General features: G+C 72.4%; 17 protein-coding genes and 2 pseudogenes. 10 read left to right on the top strand and 9 right to left on the bottom strand.

Annotated elements, in window-relative coordinates:
• Window positions 1–89: 89 nt before the first annotated feature.
• The gene (locus ACZ3TS_RS09520; RefSeq protein ID WP_467615410.1) at window positions 90–1,151 is read right to left on the bottom strand and encodes a GlxA family transcriptional regulator; all 1,062 of its coding nucleotides are present in this window, start codon (window positions 1,149–1,151) and stop codon (window positions 90–92) included.
• Window positions 1,152–1,223: 72 nt separating this feature from the next.
• Between ACZ3TS_RS09520 and ACZ3TS_RS09515 the strand changes: the two genes are divergently transcribed.
• Window positions 1,224–2,528: an MFS transporter gene (locus ACZ3TS_RS09515; protein WP_467615407.1), complete on the top strand. Its 1,305-nt coding sequence runs from the start codon at window positions 1,224–1,226 to the stop codon at window positions 2,526–2,528.
• A gap of 22 nt (window positions 2,529–2,550) precedes the next feature.
• Here ACZ3TS_RS09515 and ACZ3TS_RS09510 read toward each other — a convergent pair whose 3' ends face one another.
• Window positions 2,551–3,156, bottom strand: a complete 606-nt coding sequence (locus ACZ3TS_RS09510; protein ID WP_467615404.1) for a flavin reductase family protein — start codon at window positions 3,154–3,156, stop codon at window positions 2,551–2,553.
• A gap of 286 nt (window positions 3,157–3,442) precedes the next feature.
• On the opposite strand from ACZ3TS_RS09510, the gene ACZ3TS_RS09505 reads away from it, so the two are divergent.
• Window positions 3,443–4,777 (top strand): COG1361 family protein, encoded by a 1,335-nt coding sequence (locus ACZ3TS_RS09505; RefSeq protein ID WP_467615401.1) that lies wholly within the window; start codon window positions 3,443–3,445, stop codon window positions 4,775–4,777.
• 28 nt (window positions 4,778–4,805) lie between these two features.
• Here ACZ3TS_RS09505 and ACZ3TS_RS09500 read toward each other — a convergent pair whose 3' ends face one another.
• Window positions 4,806–6,005, bottom strand: a complete 1,200-nt coding sequence (locus ACZ3TS_RS09500) for a flavin-containing monooxygenase (protein WP_467615398.1) — start codon at window positions 6,003–6,005, stop codon at window positions 4,806–4,808.
• Between the two features lie 257 nt (window positions 6,006–6,262).
• On the opposite strand from ACZ3TS_RS09500, the gene ACZ3TS_RS09495 reads away from it, so the two are divergent.
• The 3 genes from ACZ3TS_RS09495 to ACZ3TS_RS09485 are packed head-to-tail and all read left to right on the top strand — an operon-like array spanning window position 6,263 to window position 7,760.
• Window positions 6,263–6,715 (top strand): DoxX family protein, encoded by a 453-nt coding sequence (locus ACZ3TS_RS09495; RefSeq protein WP_467615395.1) that lies wholly within the window; start codon window positions 6,263–6,265, stop codon window positions 6,713–6,715.
• Window positions 6,712–7,149, top strand: coding sequence for a Zn-ribbon domain-containing OB-fold protein (locus ACZ3TS_RS09490; RefSeq protein ID WP_467615392.1), 438 nt, complete (start codon window positions 6,712–6,714; stop codon window positions 7,147–7,149). Before ACZ3TS_RS09495 ends, ACZ3TS_RS09490 begins: the two co-directional genes overlap by 4 nt.
• A gap of 8 nt (window positions 7,150–7,157) precedes the next feature.
• Complete coding sequence (locus ACZ3TS_RS09485; protein ID WP_467615389.1) at window positions 7,158–7,760, top strand: GNAT family N-acetyltransferase; 603 nt, start codon at window positions 7,158–7,160, stop codon at window positions 7,758–7,760.
• A gap of 162 nt (window positions 7,761–7,922) precedes the next feature.
• Here the strand turns inward: ACZ3TS_RS09485 and ACZ3TS_RS09480 are convergent, their stop codons facing one another.
• Complete coding sequence (locus tag ACZ3TS_RS09480; protein ID WP_467615386.1) at window positions 7,923–8,588, bottom strand: pyridoxine/pyridoxamine 5'-phosphate oxidase; 666 nt, start codon at window positions 8,586–8,588, stop codon at window positions 7,923–7,925.
• A gap of 95 nt (window positions 8,589–8,683) precedes the next feature.
• Window positions 8,684–9,856, bottom strand: coding sequence for a thiolase C-terminal domain-containing protein (locus tag ACZ3TS_RS09475; protein WP_467615383.1), 1,173 nt, complete (start codon window positions 9,854–9,856; stop codon window positions 8,684–8,686).
• A gap of 99 nt (window positions 9,857–9,955) precedes the next feature.
• On the opposite strand from ACZ3TS_RS09475, the gene ACZ3TS_RS09470 reads away from it, so the two are divergent.
• Window positions 9,956–11,131, top strand: coding sequence for an acyl-CoA dehydrogenase family protein (locus tag ACZ3TS_RS09470; protein ID WP_467615380.1), 1,176 nt, complete (start codon window positions 9,956–9,958; stop codon window positions 11,129–11,131).
• A complete protein-coding gene (locus ACZ3TS_RS09465; RefSeq protein ID WP_467615377.1) occupies window positions 11,128–11,616 on the top strand; it encodes a nitroreductase family deazaflavin-dependent oxidoreductase in 489 nt (162 codons plus the stop codon). The genes ACZ3TS_RS09470 and ACZ3TS_RS09465 overlap by 4 nt, the downstream gene beginning before the upstream one ends.
• Window positions 11,617–11,634: 18 nt before the next feature.
• Here ACZ3TS_RS09465 and ACZ3TS_RS09460 read toward each other — a convergent pair whose 3' ends face one another.
• Window positions 11,635–11,793: a hypothetical protein gene (locus tag ACZ3TS_RS09460; protein WP_467615374.1), complete on the bottom strand. Its 159-nt coding sequence runs from the start codon at window positions 11,791–11,793 to the stop codon at window positions 11,635–11,637.
• 64 nt (window positions 11,794–11,857) lie between these two features.
• On the opposite strand from ACZ3TS_RS09460, the pseudogene ACZ3TS_RS09455 reads away from it, so the two are divergent.
• A pseudogene (locus ACZ3TS_RS09455) lies at window positions 11,858–12,082 on the top strand (Lrp/AsnC family transcriptional regulator); the annotation flags it as partial.
• 197 nt (window positions 12,083–12,279) lie between these two features.
• On the opposite strand, the gene ACZ3TS_RS09450 reads toward ACZ3TS_RS09455, so the two are convergent.
• The gene (locus ACZ3TS_RS09450; protein ID WP_467615712.1) at window positions 12,280–12,915 is read right to left on the bottom strand and encodes a TetR family transcriptional regulator; all 636 of its coding nucleotides are present in this window, start codon (window positions 12,913–12,915) and stop codon (window positions 12,280–12,282) included.
• 363 nt (window positions 12,916–13,278) lie between these two features.
• Here ACZ3TS_RS09450 and ACZ3TS_RS09445 point away from each other — a divergent pair.
• Together ACZ3TS_RS09445 and ACZ3TS_RS09440 are read left to right on the top strand one after the other, a co-directional pair.
• Window positions 13,279–13,395, top strand: a pseudogene (locus ACZ3TS_RS09445) (VOC family protein); the annotation flags it as partial.
• Between the two features lie 257 nt (window positions 13,396–13,652).
• Window positions 13,653–15,992: an outer membrane protein assembly factor BamB family protein gene (locus tag ACZ3TS_RS09440; protein ID WP_467615371.1), complete on the top strand. Its 2,340-nt coding sequence runs from the start codon at window positions 13,653–13,655 to the stop codon at window positions 15,990–15,992.
• A gap of 204 nt (window positions 15,993–16,196) precedes the next feature.
• Here the strand turns inward: ACZ3TS_RS09440 and ACZ3TS_RS09435 are convergent, their stop codons facing one another.
• Both ACZ3TS_RS09435 and ACZ3TS_RS09430 read right to left on the bottom strand, forming a co-directional pair.
• Entirely contained in the window at window positions 16,197–16,976 is a 780-nt protein-coding gene (locus ACZ3TS_RS09435; RefSeq protein ID WP_467615368.1) for an enoyl-CoA hydratase/isomerase family protein, read from the bottom strand.
• A complete protein-coding gene (locus ACZ3TS_RS09430; RefSeq protein ID WP_467615365.1) occupies window positions 16,973–17,401 on the bottom strand; it encodes a Zn-ribbon domain-containing OB-fold protein in 429 nt (142 codons plus the stop codon). Before ACZ3TS_RS09430 ends, ACZ3TS_RS09435 begins: the two co-directional genes overlap by 4 nt.

The raw sequence follows: 17,401 nt of genomic DNA, 5'->3' as shown, positions 1-17,401 counted from the left end.
CACCGTCGACGGCGATCGTCGCGGGTGTGGCCCTGACCCTGACGCTCACGGCGGTGGGCGCATGGGGCGAGGGCAGGCGGCGCCCGTCCTCATCCCCCGCTCAGGGAGAGGACGGTGCGGTCCCCGCCGCCGGTACCGGTGGGGCGGTCGGCAGCCTGGTCCGCGGCACCCGTGCGGAACGTCCGCCGATAGGCCGTGGGGGTGACCCCGAGCGCCGCCTGTAGGTGCTGCCGCATCGACTGGGCCGTGCCGAATCCGGTATTCCGCGCCACCTGGTCGATCGACAGTTCGGTGGACTCCAGCAGATGGCGGGCCCGTTCGACGCGCTGCTGGGTCAGCCACTGGCCGGGGCTGACGCCGACCTCCTCGCGGAAGCGACGTGTGAAGGTGCGTACGGACATGGACTCCTGCTCCGCCATGTCGCGCAGCTGGATGGGCTCGTGGAGGCGGCCGAGCGCCCAGGCACGGGCGGCGGTCGTGGTGGCCAACTGCGGATCGGGCACGGGACGGTGGATGTACTGCGCCTGCCCCCCGTCACGGTGGGGCGGAACGACGGTACGGCGGGCCACCTCGTTGGCGATCGCGGTGCCGTGGTCGCGGCGCACCATGTGCAGACACAGGTCGATCCCGGCCGCCACACCTGCGGAGGTCAGGACGTCGCCGTCGTCGATGAACAGCACGTCCGCGTCGACCTTGATCTGGGGGAAGAGCCGCTGGAAGTGCTCCGCGTCTGACCAGTGCGTGGTCGCGGGACGCCCGTCGAGACGGCCGGCGGCCGCGAGGACGTAGACGCCGGTGCAGATGGAGGCGAGCCGGGTGCCGGGCCGGATGCGCGTGAGCGCGGCGGCCAGTTCGTCGGTGAGCACGCCCTCCTCGAAGACCGGGCCGAGTTCGTACGACGCCGGGACGATGACGGTGTCGGCGGTGGCCAGCGCCTCCGGGCCGTGCTCGACCTGGATGGCGAAGTCGGCGTCGGTCTCGACCGGGCCCGGTGGACGGATCGAACAGGTGACCACCTCGTAGAGATGCCGCCCTTCGGTGTCCTTCGGGCGCCCGAAGATCCGGTGCGGGATGCCCAGTTCGAAGGGGAGCAGCCCGTCGAGGGCGAGGACGACGACGCGGTGCGGCCGGAACGCTGGCTCACGAGTCATGGCCCGATCCTAACCAATACTGTCCTTCGGGCCACTCGATCGGATGGAATCCCGGCCCGCATCCTCTATGGCGTGACCCAGACAACCGAAGCCGCAGCCGCAGAGGAATCCCGGACCGACAAGAAGCCGTCCCGCATCCACCTGGCATGGTTCGTCGCCGCCGTCACCTTCGTGACGATCACCGGTGCCGCCGCCTTCCGGTCCCTGCCCGGACTGCTCATCGACCCGCTGCACCAGGAGTTCGGCTGGTCGCGCGGCACGATCGGCGCCGCGGTCTCCGTCAACCTCGCGTTGTACGGTCTGACCGCCCCGTTCGCGGCCGCCCTGATGGACCGCTTCGGCATCCGCCGGGTCGTCGCCGTGGCCCTCGCGGTCATCGCCCTGGGTTCGGGCACGACCGTCTGGATGACGACGGCCTGGCAGCTGCTGCTGTGCTGGGGCCTGTTGGTCGGTCTGGGCACGGGCTCCATGGCGTTGGCGTTCGCGGCGACGGTCACGGGCCGCTGGTTCACCGAGCGGCGGGGCCTTGTGAGCGGCATCCTCACCGCCGCATCGGCCTCAGGGCAGCTGATCTTCCTCCCCCTGCTGTCCTGGATGGTCGAGAACCACGGCTGGCGCCCAGCGGCGGTGACGGTCTCCCTCGCCGCCCTCGCGGTCATCCCCTTCGTCTGGCTGCTGCTGCGGGACCACCCGGCGGACGTGGGCCTGAAGCCGTACGGGGCCAAGGAGTTCGTGCCCCGGCCGGAACCTGTGCACGGCGCCGCCCGCCGTGCGGTCACCGTGCTCTCCTCGGCGGTGCGCACGGGCCCGTTCTGGCTGCTGGCCGGCACCTTCGCGATCTGCGGCGCCTCCACGAACGGCCTGATCCAGACCCACTTCGTGCCGGCGGCCCATGACCACGGCATGCCGATCACAGCGGCGGCCTCCCTTCTCGCGGTCATCGGCGTCTTCGACGTGCTGGGCACGATCGCCTCGGGCTGGTTCACGGACCGCTTCGAACCGCGCCGCCTGCTCGCGGTCTACTACGCCCTGCGCGGCATCTCACTTTTGTTCCTGCCCATGCTCCTGGCCCCGACCGTCCACCCGCCGATGATCTTCTTCATCTTCTTCTACGGCCTGGACTGGGTCGCCACGGTCCCGCCGACCCTGGCGCTGTGCCGCGAGCAGTACGGCGAGGACAGCGCGATCGTCTTCGGCTGGGTCCTCGCCTCCCACCAGGTGGGTGCGGCTCTGGTCGCCTTCCTCGGCGGTGTCGCGCGCGACGCGTTCGGCTCCTACGACATGGTCTGGTACGCGTCGGGCGCGCTGTGCGCGGTCGCGGCGCTGATGGCGCTGGTGATCCGGAGGCGTCCGGTGCGGGTGCCCGCCCTCGCGTGAACCGGGAGGGCCGCAGGACCGGTCAGATGAAGCGGCCCTGGTGGAACAGCAGCGGCGCGTCCTCGCCGTCGCCCGTCCCCAGGGCCTCCACCCGGCCGACCACGATCAGATGGTCGCCGCCCGTGTGCACGGCGTGGATCGCGCAGTCGATCCACGCCGTGGCCCCCGCAAGGCGCGGGGAGCCCGAGAAGGGCGTCGGCTCGTGCTCGACTCCGGTGAACTTGTCTCCGCCGCTCACCGCGAAGCCGCGGCACAACGCGCCCTGGTGGGCGGCGAGTACGTTCACGCAGAACACCCCCGCGCGGGCGATCCGCAGCCAGGTCGTCGAGGTCCGGCCGACCATGAACACGACCAGCGGCGGGTCGAGGGAGAGCGAGGAGAACGACTGGCAGGCGAAGCCGGCGGGGCCACTCCCGCCGTCCCCGGCGGGTGCGGTGATCACGGTGACGCCGGTCGCGAAGTTCCCGAGCACGCGCCGGAACTCGCCCTGCCCGACCGGCGCCCGCTCGTCCTCCCCGACGCATCGCAGCTCGGGCCGCGGCAGCGCTTCGACGGGCGCCGCGACCGTGCGCGCCCCGACCGACCTGAGGTAACGGACGGCGGTGGCCGCCATCCCCGCGTGTCCCATCACACCACCCATTGAAACTGACGGAGGGTCAGATAGGAAGGGGGTGCGAACTGACGGAGGGTCAGGAAGTGATGCGAGCCCGTGCGCTCCTCCGTGGCGCGACCCGTACACCACCCGGGAAACGTGCGCCCCATGGGTCTCAGGACTCACTGTTCGGGGGCATATGCAACCGCCGCCGTACAACCCTCAACTCCCTCTGGCCGTCCAGGAGATGTGGACCGGCGCGGGTTCCCGACCGGTGGCCGCGCCGGCCGCGTGACCTGACCGTCTCTCACCTGGGGATGTCATGAGACCTGTCTCCGTCGGCCGCGCGCTGCGGCTCGGAGCGTGTACGACGCTCGCCGCCGGACTCGTCATCGTGGGGCTGACCGTCGCGCCCGCGTCGGCCGAGACCGAGTCCGACCAACTGTGGATCACCGCGCCCTACGAGCAGTCCCTGCCGCTCGGCACGGACGGCGGGACGCCGGGGACCCGGACGCTCGACCTCGGGCTCAGCCACGACAACGACCACTTCACGGTCACGGACGGACGGCTGACCGTGGACGTCTCCGGGCTCGCCGGGGTCGCCGAGGTCAGCTGGCCGGACAACTGCGCGCCGAGCGGCACGACCGCGGTGTGCAGCGTGCCCGAGGTGCCGGTGAGCGGTGCCGGCGGCCAGGTCCACCTGAAGCTTCGCGCGGCCGACGGGGCGCAGGCCGGGGCGCAGGGCCGGATCACCTACGAGGCGACGGCCACCGGCGGTCCGGACGGCACGCTCACCGCGCCCGAGGACAGCTTCGACACCACGGTCACCGTGACCTCGGGACCCGACCTCACGCTGGCGGCCGGCAACGACATCGAGCACGCCGAGCCGGGCAGCAAGCGGACGGTCCCGTTCACGGTCACCAACAACGGCAACGAGACCGCGCACGGCTTCACGGTGGCGATGACGGCGTCGTACGGGCTGCAGTACCGCACCCGGTACGACGCCTGCACCTACACCGCGTCGGGCGGGGACGAGTACGCACCCATGTCGTACGCGACCTGCACCTTCGACCAGGACCTCGCCCCGGGGGCGTCCTTCGAGCTGCCCGCGCCGCTCCGGGTCCGGCTCACGAAGCACGCGCTCGAAGAGCGGCTGGACCTCGACGTCGAGCCGGTGGGCGCCACCGACGTGTCCGGCAGCGACAACTACGTGGCGCTGCAGATCGGCGCCGACAACACCGCCGACTTCTCGGTGACCGGCGCGGCGGTCACCGGCACGGCGGGCCGGACGGTCACCGCGCCGCTCACCTTCGAGAACAACGGCCCGGCCTGGCTCGGCAACCTCGGCTCCGGCGACCCGGTGGCCAGTGTCCGGCTGATCGTCCCGTCCGGCACCACGGTCACCGGCGTCCCGGCGGACTGCGTCCCGCACACCCTGGCCGGCGGCTACTACCCCCAGCAGACGGGCGCTCCACGCTACGACTGCGCGCTGCCGTACTGGGTGCTGGAGAACACGGTGCGCTCGTACGCCTTCCAGCTCCGGATCGACACGGTGGTGCCCGGCACGACCGGTGAGGTCAGCATCCACCCCGGGTTCGGCGACTTCGCGCACGACCCGGACGCGACGAACAACACGGCGGTCCTGGCCGTGAACTAGGCGGGGAACGCACTGGTTCGCCCGAGCCTCAGCGCGTCGCGCGGTTCCGTTGCGCGCGGCGCGCCACCGCCTTCGCGATCTTCTGGGCGTCGATGGCCAGTTCGCGGAACATGCCGCTGATCGGGTTGGTGAAGCCGCTGAAGTACAGGCCGGGGGCGGTGCGCGGGGAGCGGGCGCCGTGCACGACCGGCTTGCCGCGGGCATCGAGGACGCCGAGATGGCCGACGAGTTGCTCCAGGGCGCGGACGTATCCGGTCGCGGCGATCACGACGTCGGGCTCGATCCGGCTGCCGTCGGCGAGGACGACCTTGCCGTCCTCGAACCCCTCGACGGCCGCCACGACCTCGACCCGTCCCTCGCGCACGGCGTCGATGAGCCCGACGTCCTGCACGGGGATCGACCCCTCGTTGACACGGGAGTAGAGCCCGGTGTCGGGCCGGGGCAGGCCGTGCGCCGAGAGGTCGGGCACGCTGATCTTCGCCATCGGTCCGGCCAGCCGGTCGACGAGCCGCACCGGCAGCCGCCGTACCAGGATCCCGGTGAACTGGGCCGCCCACCCGGCGGTGGACCGGCGCACGATGTGGGGCGCGGTGCGCACCGACAGCCGTACCCGCGAGGCCCCGCCCTCCGCCAGGTCGACGGCTATCTCGGCGCCGGTGTTTCCGACGCCGACGACGAGGACGTCGCGGCCGGCATACGGCTGCGCGTTGCGGTACTGACCCGCGTGCAGGAACTCACCGGTGTAGGCGTCGCGGCCGGGCCAGTCGGGCACGCGCGGGGTGTGGTTGTAGCCCGTGGCGACCACGACCGCGCTGCCGGTCAGCTCGCGGCCGCCGGTGGCGTGCAGCAGCCAGCCGGTGCCGTCCGGGGCGGGCTCGACGCGGGAGACCTCGACGCCGGTGACGATCTCCAACTGGTGGTACTCGGCGTACTTCTCCAGGTAGCGCACCACGTTGTCACGCGAGACCCACCGCCCGAAGGAGCGCGGCATCGGCAGCCCGGGCAGGGCCGACAGACGCCGTGTGGTGTGCAGGTGCAGCCGGTCGTAGTGGCGCCGCCAGGACGCCGCGACGCGGTCGGACTTCTCCAGGACGACGGCCCGTACGCCCTGGGCGCGCAGGGCGTGTGCCGCGGCGAGTCCCCCCGGTCCACCGCCGATGACATACACCGGTCGGTCCTCGTGAGACGGAATCACGGGACGCGGCGAAGCAGCAGTCGAGTCGGCCATGAGCGCGAGCGTAGCCAGGCACTGCGTTGATGGGTCTCGGTCAAGACCGGAATGGGTTGCGAATTGATCACGGCTGTAGGGGGAGTGGGTGGGACCGGTGTCGTAGGCCGATCGATTGTGGGCGAGCGGTGGGTGTTTCTGTCGTACGTACGCGCGGACGGGGGAGCGGCCAGGCCGCCGTGCAGGGGTCTTGCGCAGGCCCGGTGCGTGCGCTGAACTGACGTACCGTCAGAGACTGGTGAGAGGGCGGGCGCTTCATGGACACGATCTGGCTCACCGGCGCGGAGTGGCTCGCCGTGCTCCGTATCGGGCTCGGGCTGTGGTGGCTGGAGAGCTGGCGGCACAAGGACAAGAAGGCGTGGTTCGAGAGGGGCACCGGGATCGCGTGGGCCGCGGACGTCGCGGCCAGGCATCGGTGGACGGTGGTGCGCAGCGGCTTCGACGGGCTGGTCGCACCGCGGCCGCGGACGATGGCGTACGTGGTCGTCTACGCCGAACTGGCCCTCGGACTCGGCCTGATCGTCGGCTTCCTGACCCCGGTCGCCCTCGTCGGCGGTCTGCTCCTCAACGTCCTCTACTTCACCCTCATGATCCACGACTGGGCCGAGCAGGGGCAGAACTCGATGATGGCGCTGATCTCGGTGGTGGGGGCGTTCGGGATGTCGTGGCAGACGTGGTCGGTGGACAGCGCGCTGGGGTTGTTCAGGTGAGCGCGGCACCGGGCGGCCGGCCCCGCTTCGACCTGCCCGAAGTGGACGCCTTCACACGCACCTACTGGGACGCGGCGGCGGAGGGGCGGCTGCTGATCCGCCGCTGTGCGGCGTGCGGCCGCGCGCACCACTGTCCCCGGGAGTTCTGCCCGTACTGCTGGAGCGAGGACGTGGCCTGGGAGCCGGCGAGCGGCCGGGCCACGCTCTACACCTGGTCCGTCGTCCACCGCAACGACCTGCCGCCCTTCGGGGACCGCACGCCGTACGTCGCCGCCGTGGTCGACCTCGCGGAGGGGCCGCGGATGATGACGGAAGTCGTCGAGTGCCGGGAGTCGGAGTTGCGGGTGGGCAGGGAGCTGGAGGTCGCCTTCAGGGAGGGAGTGCCCGTCTTCCGGCCGCAAAAGCCGGTGATCGGAGCCCGTGGGATTGGTTGAATGGCCCGATGGCCCAGATACGTGAGAGGTCCTTTGTCCGCCCCCACCCCGAACTCCACGGCCACGGCCTGCGCCTGACCAGGTGGGACCCGGAGTCCGGCGACCAGCTGGACGCGTGGTTCCGGGGGCTGACCGACCCGGAGTTCGTGCGGTGGAACACACCGCTCAAGATCGTGCGGGACCTGGCCAGTGCGCGGGATTCGCTGCGGTCGAAGGTGGCGGGCGCGGCGAACGGGACGAGCGCGTCGTTCCGGATCACTGACGCGGCGAGCGGTACGACGCTGGGGCACATCGGCGTCAACGAGATCGACCACGTCATACGCGCCGCCCGCGTCGGCTACTGGATCCTGCCCGAGGCCCGCGGCCGACGGGCCGCCACCCGCGCCCTGGCCGTCGCCGCACGCTGGGCCCTGACCGATCTGGGAATGCACCGCCTGGAACTGGGCCACGCCCTCGGGCACGACGCCTCCTGCCGCATCGCGCAACGCTGCGGTTTCCCGTACGAGGGGACGTTGCGCGGGGCGATGTGGGAGGCGGGGCGGCAGGACGCGTTCCGGGACGTGCATCTGCATGCGCGGATCGCGAGCGACCCGGAGCCGACGGTTCCGTAGCCACCGGGGGCTCCGTCGGCATCAGAGGGCTGCGGCGGCGGGGCGGCAGCGTGCGGCGCACGGAGGCACGCAGGGCTGCAAAGGCGATATGAACGCGCTCGTCGCCGTCCCGGTGTGGACGCGGGCGAGGTCGTTGACGGCACCGCGGGGGCGGAAACGCCGTCAGGGCCACAGCAGTGCCTTGGCCCATCCCCCTTCCGTACGGCGGTAGGCGAGCCGCACGTGCCGGCGTCTCGCGTCCCCCTGGAAGAACTCCACCTCCTGCGGCCGGAGCCGGTAGAGCGTCCAGGACGGGACCGGGGCATCGGGCTCTCGTTGCGCACGCTCCCATGCCTCCTCCGACGCCCGCGCCAACTCCTCCGTCGAACCGAGCACGTCGCTTTGACGGCCCGTGAGCGCCGCGGCCAGTGCGCCGGTCGAGCGGGCGTGCAGATCCGCCTGACCCTCCTCCACGGGCGCGGCCGTGACCGGGCCGTGCACCCGCACCTGGCGGCCCTGGACGGGCCAGTAGAAGCACAGGGCGGCATACGGCCTCGCTGCCAGCTGCCGGCCCTTGCGGCTGCCCGCGTGCGTCGCGAACGCCCACCCGTCCGCGTCCGCGCCGTGCAGCATCACGATGCGGACATCGGGCGTGCCGTCCGCGTCCGCCGTCGCCAGCGACATCGTGTGCGGCTCGGTCTGCCCCGCCGCCACCGCCTCCGCGAACCACTCCGTGAACAGCGCCAGCGGCTCCGCGGGCGCCGCCGCCGGGTCGAAGGCGGGCAGCTCCGTGGTGGCCGGGTCCCACACCCGCAGGGTTCTGAGCAGCCCGTGAAGATCCGTTTCCATGCCCCGAGTATCACTCCCGGAGCCAACAGCGCGGGGGGCATGCCGCGGGTGCGCATGGCGTGCGGTCCCGCGCGAAGCGCCTGAACCGGCCTGGCTCACCGCGCCAGCACCACCGTCCCCGACGAGCAGAACCAGCCCCCCGTACCGGACGCGACGGCCAACCGGGGCAACTCCCCGCCCTGCCTGAGCACTTGGCGGTCACCTGCCTCGCCCCGCAGCTGCCGTGCGGCCTCCACGAGCAGGAACAGCCCCCGCATCCCGGGGTGCTGGGCCGAAAGACCGCCCCCGTCCGTGTTCACCGGCAGCTCCCCGCCCCGCGCCAGCAGCCGCCCCTTCTCCACGAACGCCCCGCCCTCGCCCTTTCCGCAGAAGCCGAGGTCCTCCAGTGTCACCAGCGTCATATACGTGAAGGCGTCGTAGATCTCCGCGAAGTCGATCTGCTCCGGCCGCACTCCTGCGCGCTCGAAGGCGAGGCGGCCGCTCACCGCCGCCGGGGACACGGTGAAGTCCGGCCACTCGGACATCGTCGTGTGGGAGACGTGCTCGCCGGTGCCGAGGATCCATACCGGCGTCGTACGGCAGTCCCCCACCAGGTCCTCGGCTGCCAGCAGCACCGCCGCACCACCGTCGGACCGTATGCAGCAGTGCAGTTTGGTGAAGGGGTCCGCGATCACCGGGCCGGACAGGACCTCGTCGACCGTGACCGGGTCGCGGAACATCGCCTCCGGATTCGCCGCCGCGTTCGCCCGTGCCTGCACCGCCACCTCGGCCAGTTGCTCGATCGTCGTGCCGTACTCGTGCATGTGGCGACGGGCCGCCATCGCGTACTTGGCGATGAGCGTGTGGCCGTAGGGGACCTCGAACTGGAGGGGACCGCGGGCGCCGAAGGGCAGGTCGCCGGTGCGGCGGCCCGCCTTGATGTCCGCGCGGGCCGTCGAGCCGTAGACCAGGAGCACCGCCCGTGCGCGGCCGGCCGCGATCGCGTCCGCGGCGTGCGCCGCCATGACCTCCCAGGTGGCGCCGCCCACGGACGTGGAGTCGACCCAGGTGGGCCGCAGGCCGAGGTACTCGGCGACTTCCGCGGGCGCCAGCGTGCCGAGTCCCGCCGACGCGAAGCCGTCGATCACCGAGCGGTCCAGGCCCGCGTCGGCCAGCGCGCGGCGGGCGGCCTGGGCGTGAAGGGCGTACGGCGTCGCCTCGTCGACCCGGCCGCAGTCGGACAGCGACACGCCGACGATCGCGGCCCTCCGGCCGGTCACAGCAGTCATAGATCTGACGGTATATCAGATCGATGAGTGGCGGGCCTGTGCATGCATGCGCCTCCCCCCTAATATGACGCATCGTCAGATGGAGAAGGGACCCCGCCCATGGACGCCCGCTTCACCGCCGAACAGGACGAGATCCGCCGTACGGTGCGGGAGGCGCTCGCCCAGCGCTGCGGCCCGGAGGACCTCCGGGCCGCAGCGCGGACCGACGCCGGCCACGACCCCGCCCTGTGGACCACCCTCGCGAAGCAGCTCGGTCTGCCCGGGCTCGCGCTCCCGGAGGAATACGGCGGTGTCGGCTGCACCACCACCGAACTCGCCCTCGCCTGCGAGGAGGTGGGCCGTGGCCTCGCCCCCTTGCCGCTGCTGTCCACGGCCGTTCTCGCCGCGCCCCTGCTGCTCGCCCTCGGCACCGACGACCAGCGCACCCAGTTGCTGCCCCGTATCGCCTCCGGGGAGCTGACCGCCACCCTCGCCGTGCCGGGCACGGCCCTCGCCACCGCCCTCGCCCTCGTCGGCGGCAACCGGGGCGACTGGGCGGGCGGCGGACGCGCCGGCGGCATGCAGGCGCGGCGGGCGGACGGCGCCTGGCGGCTGTACGGGGAGGCCGGTCAGGTGCTCGACGGGCACAGTGCCGGGCTGCTGGTCGTGGCCGCCCACGCCGGGGGATTCGCACGGTCGCGAACCCTGCTTTTCCTCGTGCGGGAGGGCGGGGTGCGCACGAGGCAGACGGCTCTTGACGGCACGCGGCCCTGTGCCCGGGTGCAACTCCGCGATGTCGAGGCTGAGTTGCTGGGGGAGGACGGCGCCGATGTGCCCGGGGCGCTCGCCGCCGTCGGGGACCGTGCCGCCGCCATCCTCGCCTGCGAGGCCGTGGGGGTCGCCGACCGGGCGCTGGAGCGGACCGTCGAGTACGTCAAGCAGCGGGAGCAGTTCGGGCGGCCGATCGGATCCTTCCAGGCCGTGAAGCACCGGCTGGCCGACGTGTACGTGCGGGTGCAGGCGGCGCGTTCGGCGGCGTACTACGCGGCCTGGGCGACCGTCCAGGGGGAGCGACTTGGCGGGCTCGCCCTCGCGCAGGCACTGGAGGCCCTACGGACCGCCGCTGCCGAGGGGATCCAGCTGCACGGCGGCATCGGGTTCACCTGGGAGCACGACGCGCATCTGTACTTCAAGCGGGCGGCCGGGGACGAGCTGCTGTTCGGCCCGGTGCACCGGCTGCGGGCGCACGCCGCCGACGTGGCCCGGCTCTTCGAGCAGAGGGAGGTGGCCGTGTGACGGCCGTGGGTGTACGGATCGTGCAGAAGGTGTCCTCCACGCGCGCTTTCGCGAAGGTCGCGCCGTACGTCGTGCCCGCGCTGGACCGTGCGGTGCACCGGCTGTCCCGGGGCAAGGTCCTGCTCAGCGCGCAGATGCTGCCGGGCGTGATCCTCACGTCCACCGGCGCGAGGAGCGGGCTGCCGCGCCGGACCCCCCTGGCGTGCATGCCGGAGGAGAGCGGCAGCTGGCTCGTCATCGGTTCCAACTTCGGGCGGACCGGTCACCCCGCCTGGACCGCGAACCTCCTGGCCCACCCCGAGGCCGAGGTCAGCTGGAAGGGGGAGGACGTCCCGGTCACGGCCCATCTGCTGGCGGGCGAGGAGCGGGAAGCGGCCTGGAAGGCGGTCCTGGCCTTCTGGCCGCCGTACGCGACGTACCAGGCGCGGGTGGAGCGGGAGATCCGGCTGTTCCGGATCGTGCGGCGTCTGCCCTCCGGCCGATGACGGCGCCGACCGCGCCTCTCAGAGTGTCGTCAGAGGCTCCACCAGCAGAAACGCGCCGATGCCGAGCATCGCGGCGCCGCTCGCCCGAGTGACCGCTTGGGCGGCGGCCGGACGTGCCCGCAGTGCGGTCCGGGCCAGGACGGCGACGGTCAGGTGGACGGCCGTGCAGCACGCCATGTGGGAATCACAGCTCCCGTATCCATGGGAGGGACATTGGGCGCGATTTGCGCGAAAGTGTTTCATGATTTTGCCCGCGATCACTGATTTCGGGGGAAGGTCTACCTCATGGACCCCCGTGGAGCGGAAAATCCTTGCCGAGCTGCGGCAGGACGGGCGGCTGACTGTGACCGAGCTGGCCGCGCGGGTGCGGCTCAGCGTCTCGCCGTGTCACCGGCGGCTGCGCGAGCTGGAGCGGAGCGGCGCGATCCGCGGCTACCGGGCCGTCGTCGACGCGGCCGCCGTCGGCCGGGCGTGCAGCGGCTGACGTCCACTCTGGTGATGAAACACGTGGTGGAGGACCGGCCACTGCCCGATACGCGGGCGTGACGCCTCGGCGTGCCGGCACAGGCAGCGGGCGGTGGTCCACCGGAGTGGACCACCGCCCGCATGACAGAACTTGAGCTGGAACAGCCGACCAGGGCAGAGGAAGTGTGTGGCGACGGACTATTTCGTCGGCTTCTTCCCCGTTACACCCAAATGCACCAACAGTGCAAGATTCGGCTTGAGTTCGGCCTGTTTGACGCCCCAGGACTGGAAACCCTTCTGGTGGGAGGCCACGGACGCGAGCATCGCCACCAGCGCACCGGCCACGGCCGCCGGGTTCACGTCCTTGTCGACCCTGCCCTTGGACTGGAGTTCGGCAATCGAGTCCGCGAGGGAGTTGTTCACGGAGTTCAGGATCTTCATGCGGATCTTGTAGAAGCGCTTGTCGCCCTCGGCCGCGCCCAGGTCGACGACGCGCAGGATCGCGTCGTGTTTGCGCCAGAACTCGAGGAATCCGTCCACGAGTTCCTGCGCCGTCTGCCAGCCGGCCTTGCCGACCCATGAGCGCCCTTCGAGCAGCGCGGTCAACCCCGCGCCCTCCGCGGCCATTTGCTCGGCGATCTCCAGAACGGCGCCTTCGACGTCCGGGAAGTACTGGTAGAAGGTCGCCGGCGACGTCCCGGCCTTCCGGGCGACATCAATGACTTTGACGTCCCGGTAGGGCGAGGAGCTGAGCATCTCGCTGAGGCAGTCGAGCAGCTTCTGCCGGGTCGCCTGCCCTCGCCGACCGGCCACGCGGCCGTCGACGGTACGCACTTGTCCTGTCATGCCGTCAGCTTACCGACGGGTGATCGAAGCGCGATTCGGCCGACTGCAAATGGGGAGTAGGGGGGCCGCGGCGGCTTCCGGGTCCTGTGGGAAGGGACTACGCAGGCCGGCCTGCTGGAGGCCGAAGACGGCGCCCTCGGGCTCGATGCCCGGCGCCGCTGGGCCCAGGATGCCCCACGGGGGGCGAGCGGGACGAGCACCTGGCCGCCGGCCGCCCGGAACCGCCGGGACCCGCACGGGGAGCGCGGTGGCGTCGGGCGTCGCGAAGTACATCGTCTTCGCGTCGACCCGGCAGGGACGCCCTCGGGGAAGGCGGCACCGTCCGGGCCCTCGCCGGAGGGCGAGAGGGAACTCGGCGCGGTCAACCAGCCGGGCGGCCGCGTACAGGTACCGCCGTTCGAGACCTCGTACGGACGGGTGGCGGTGGTCACGGACAATCAGGGGGCATCCTTCGCGCCGCCCCAGAGGTGGCCGGGGCGCGGTGGTGCCGTGGGGCGGCACTTCGGGGGCGGTTCGGGCGTTCCATCATGCGGGCGCCCGCTTCCCGAAGGGCGGTCCGGCATGGTTTTGTCCTGAGACACCCCGTTCCGCCCTCGGGTTCGCAACCGATGGCGCGGACAGGGAGAATCGGGCTGCGTGCCGCCACGGCGGTGCGGTGGTGAGACGCTGCACGGGGTCGCGTGCACAAGCGGATGACGCGACCCGTACGGGGAGGTGGCAGGCAAGTGGTGGATCAGCTGACACAGCACGACCCACGGCGGATCGGGCCGTTCGAGGTGCTGGGACGGCTGGGTGCCGGCGGCATGGGGCTGGTCTATCTGGCGCGCTCGGCGTCCGGCCGTCGCGTGGCGATCAAGACGGTGCGCACCGAGCTGGCCGAGGACCAGCTCTTCCGCGTGCGCTTCACGCGCGAGGTCGAGGCCGCACGGGCGGTCTCCGGCTTCTACACGGCGGCCGTGGTCGACGCCGACCCGCGCGCGGCGGTGCCGTGGCTCGCGACCGCGTATGTGCCCGCACCCTCCCTCGAGGAGATAGTGACCGAGTGCGGGCCGCTGCCGGCCCAGGCGGTGCGCTGGCTGGCCGCGGGCGTCGCGGAGGCGCTGCAGTCCATCCACGGAGCGGGTCTGGTCCACCGCGACCTGAAGCCCTCGAACGTGCTCGTCGTCGAGGACGGCCCCCGGGTGATCGACTTCGGTATCGCCTCCGGGGTCTCGAATACACGTCTGACCATGACGAACGTCGCCGTCGGAACGCCCGCGTACATGTCCCCCGAGCAGGCGAAGGACTCGCGCAGCGTGACCGGGGCGAGCGACGTCTTCTCGCTCGGCTCGATGCTCGTGTTCGCGGCCACCGGACATCCCCCGTTCCACGGCGCCAATCCCGTCGAGACCGTCTTCATGCTGCTGCGCGAGGGCCCGGACCTGTCGGGCCTGCCGGACGAGCTGCGCCCGCTCATCGAGTCCTGCATGCAGATGGAGGCCACCGCCCGCCCGAACCCGGCTGACCTCCAGGCCCAGCTGGCACCCCACCTCTTCGGCTCGGGGTCCGACGACAGCGGTACGGCGTCGGCGTGGCTGCCCGAGAAGGCGGTCTCCCTGATCGAGGCGAGACGCGGCGGGCGTCCGGCGGCGAAGCCGTCCGCCGGGAACCGCAGCGGAGGCGGCGGGCGCCCGGCGGTGCCGCCTCCGCCGTCGCACGTGCCGGCGCCGGTGCCGGTGCCGGTCGGCGCGCCCGACGCCGGCCCGGTGCGGCTCGCGGGCGCGTCCGTGCCGATCGGGCCCGGGCCGCGGGTCGCTGACGCCCGCGCCGCCGCGGTGAAGGCGCCTCCCCCGGAGGCGGGCCTCGCCGCGTCCTGGTCCCGGCCGAGCCCGGGGAGCAACGGCGCGGCCGGAGCCGCCACGGTCACGCCGACGACCGCACCGCCGGAGACGGCCTCCGGCTGGCGCCCATGGCGTTTCCGCATGTCGAACGATGTCTGGGGCACCCCCTCGGTCGCCGACGACCTCGTCTACGTCACGTCCTTCGAGGTGCACGCCCTGGATGTGGCGACCGGCCGCCGTCGCTTCAAGACGCGGGACGTGGCCTGGTCGATGGCGGTGGCGGAGGGCCGCATCCACGCCTCCGACGGCCCCACGCTCTTCGCCCTGGACGCCCGCGAGGGCGCGGACCTGTGGCGGCTGTCCATGGACGGCTGGGTCTACTCCCTCAAGGCCGACCGCGGCACGGTCGTCACCGGCACCCGCGGCGGGGGCGTTCAGGCGTGGGAGGCGTCGGGCGGCCAGAAGCTGTGGGAGATCACCGGCGCGCAGACGGACTTCGAGGCGCCGGAGGCGGGGCCGGTCGTCCACGAGGGCACGGTGTACGTGTGGAAGGACGCCCGGCTGCGGGCCCTGGAGGCGCGTACGGGCGAGGAGCGCTGGTCGTACCCGATCGGGGACGCGGCGTCCTGTGGCGGCGTCCCCCTGCGCCTGACGCACGCGACGGACGGCTACGTGTACGTCTCGGCCGGCACCCGGGTCCTGGCCGTCGAGGTGTCCAGCGGCATGGTGCGCTGGCACTTCGAGGCGCCCGCGGTGTTCCTGTGCCCGCCAACCTTCGTGCCGGGCCCCGCGGTGACGGGCGGGGGCATCTACCTGGCGGACTACCTCGGCACGGTGTACGCCCTCGACGCGACGGACGGCCGCGACCGCTGGCGCATCGCCACGGAGGCGCGGGCCGCGATCGAGCCGGTGCTGGTGGCGGCGGGGCACGTCCACGTGGGCAGCGGCAGGGGGCTCTACACCCTGGACGCGGTCACGGGCACCCCGAAGTGGCGCTTCCAGGCGGGCGGCGACATCGTGGGCTCCCCGGCGGTGGCGGAGGGACGTATCCACTTCGGCTCCACGGACCACCTGCTGTACACGCTGAAGGCCGACGACGGCCGCCTGCGCTGGAAGCTGGCGACCGGCGGCGAGATCACCGGTCCGCCGGTGGTGAAGGACGGCGTGGTGTACGCGTGCAGCAAGGACCGCTGTGTGTACGCCCTGGACGCGGAGAAGGGGACGGGCACCGCGCGGACGGCCTGAGCCGCGCGGCCTGGACGGCCGTCGTACCGGACCTGACGGAAGGGGCACCGTACGGCGGCCGTCACCCTGACGTTACGCCCGGTGCGCGAGTGGCGCCATGCGGTGACGAACGTGACGGTGTCGGCGGGCAGGGCGTCCGCATCCACCTGCACGGGGCGGTCTCGTGCCCGTCGACGACGGTCGCCCGTCGGCAGTCGAGGTCCCTCACCGCACCCGGTAACCCCCCGTCCGCCGCCCGGCGAACAGCTCCGCCTGGCGCTCGGACGGCAGGTTCCCGAGCGTGATCAGCGGCGGCGCCTGTGCGAAGGCCTGTGCGCGCGCCGCCTCCTTCGCCGCCCACAGGGCCCGTACGGTGCCCTGCACCCCCTCCGGCGGGTAGGAGGCGATGACGGCGGCACAGCACACTGCCGCCTCCAACGCCTCACCCGGCGCGGTGAGTTCGGAAACGAGGCCGATCTCGTACGCCCGCCGGGCGGAGAGCCGCTCGGCGTTCCCCATCAGCGCCATCCGCGCCGCCTCCCCGTACGGCATCCGGTGCGCCATGTAGACGGACTCGTACGCGCTCACCATCCCGTAGGTGGTGTGCGGGTCGAAGAAGGCCGCCGTCGTGTCCGCCACGACGAACTCGCTCTCCCCGAGCAGGTAGAACGCCCCTCCGCAGGCCATGCCGCGTACGGCGGCGATCACCGGCTTCCACAGGTCGTTCGCCTTCGGCCCGATCCTGAGCAGCGGATCGTCCACCATGTACGGCGAGTTCGGCTGCGGGACGACGGCTTCGCGGTCGAGTCCCGTGCAGAAGGCCCGCTCACCGGCACCGGTGAGGACGACGGCGCGTACGGAGTCGTCGAAGCGCAACCCGCGCCAGCAGGTGCCGAGTTCGGCGGCCGTCGGCAGGTCGATGGCGTTGAGCTTGGCCGGCCGGTCGAGGGTGACGACCGCGACCCCGGTCTCCTCGTCGGCGGTGATCCGCAGCCCCTCGCTCACGGCCGCTCCAGAACCCACCGGGGCAGCCCGTCCCCGCCGAAGACGACCTGCACCCTCGCGCCGATGCGGATCCGGTCGGGGGCCATCGAGTCCAAGGGCGCGTCAGGGCCGGTGACCAGGTTCCCGACGAGCCGGATGCGCGGCGCCTCGGCCAGTTCGACCACGATCACGTTGTACGGAGCCTGCGCCGCGTACGCCGGAAGCAGCGGCGGGTGCGGCACGACGTACGACCAGATCCGCCCCTTCCCGCTGGTCGGCCGCCACTCGCTCGCGAACGACCGGCAGTGCGGGCAGCAGGGGCGGGGCGGGAAGCGCGGTTCGCCGCAGTCGGCGCAGGCCTGGACGCGCAGTTCGCCGTGGGCGGCGTACTCCCAGAAGGGCGCGCCGTCCTCGTCGTGGACGGGGGAGAGGAGGGTGTCGGTCAT

It is taken from the genome of Streptomyces sp. NPDC022910, assembly GCF_055561075.1.
This window is presented reverse-complemented; position numbering and strand designations above follow the sequence as displayed.

What these genes read in the sequence shown, in the direction of transcription:
- ACZ3TS_RS09520 (WP_467615410.1), bottom strand. Translation starts at nt 1,151, where the DNA reads ATGACTCGTGAGCCAGCGTTCCGGCCGCACCGCGTCGTCGTCCTCGCC.
- ACZ3TS_RS09510 (WP_467615404.1), bottom strand. Translation starts at nt 3,156, where the DNA reads ATGGGACACGCGGGGATGGCGGCCACCGCCGTCCGTTACCTCAGGTCG.
- ACZ3TS_RS09505 (WP_467615401.1), top strand. Translation starts at nt 3,443, where the DNA reads ATGAGACCTGTCTCCGTCGGCCGCGCGCTGCGGCTCGGAGCGTGTACG.
- ACZ3TS_RS09500 (WP_467615398.1), bottom strand. Translation starts at nt 6,005, where the DNA reads ATGGCCGACTCGACTGCTGCTTCGCCGCGTCCCGTGATTCCGTCTCAC.
- ACZ3TS_RS09495 (WP_467615395.1), top strand. Translation starts at nt 6,263, where the DNA reads ATGGACACGATCTGGCTCACCGGCGCGGAGTGGCTCGCCGTGCTCCGT.
- ACZ3TS_RS09485 (WP_467615389.1), top strand. Translation starts at nt 7,158, where the DNA reads ATGGCCCAGATACGTGAGAGGTCCTTTGTCCGCCCCCACCCCGAACTC.
- ACZ3TS_RS09480 (WP_467615386.1), bottom strand. Translation starts at nt 8,588, where the DNA reads ATGGAAACGGATCTTCACGGGCTGCTCAGAACCCTGCGGGTGTGGGAC.
- ACZ3TS_RS09475 (WP_467615383.1), bottom strand. Translation starts at nt 9,856, where the DNA reads ATGACTGCTGTGACCGGCCGGAGGGCCGCGATCGTCGGCGTGTCGCTG.
- ACZ3TS_RS09470 (WP_467615380.1), top strand. Translation starts at nt 9,956, where the DNA reads ATGGACGCCCGCTTCACCGCCGAACAGGACGAGATCCGCCGTACGGTG.
- ACZ3TS_RS09460 (WP_467615374.1), bottom strand. Translation starts at nt 11,793, where the DNA reads ATGGCGTGCTGCACGGCCGTCCACCTGACCGTCGCCGTCCTGGCCCGG.
- ACZ3TS_RS09430 (WP_467615365.1), bottom strand. Translation starts at nt 17,401, where the DNA reads ATGACCGACACCCTCCTCTCCCCCGTCCACGACGAGGACGGCGCGCCC.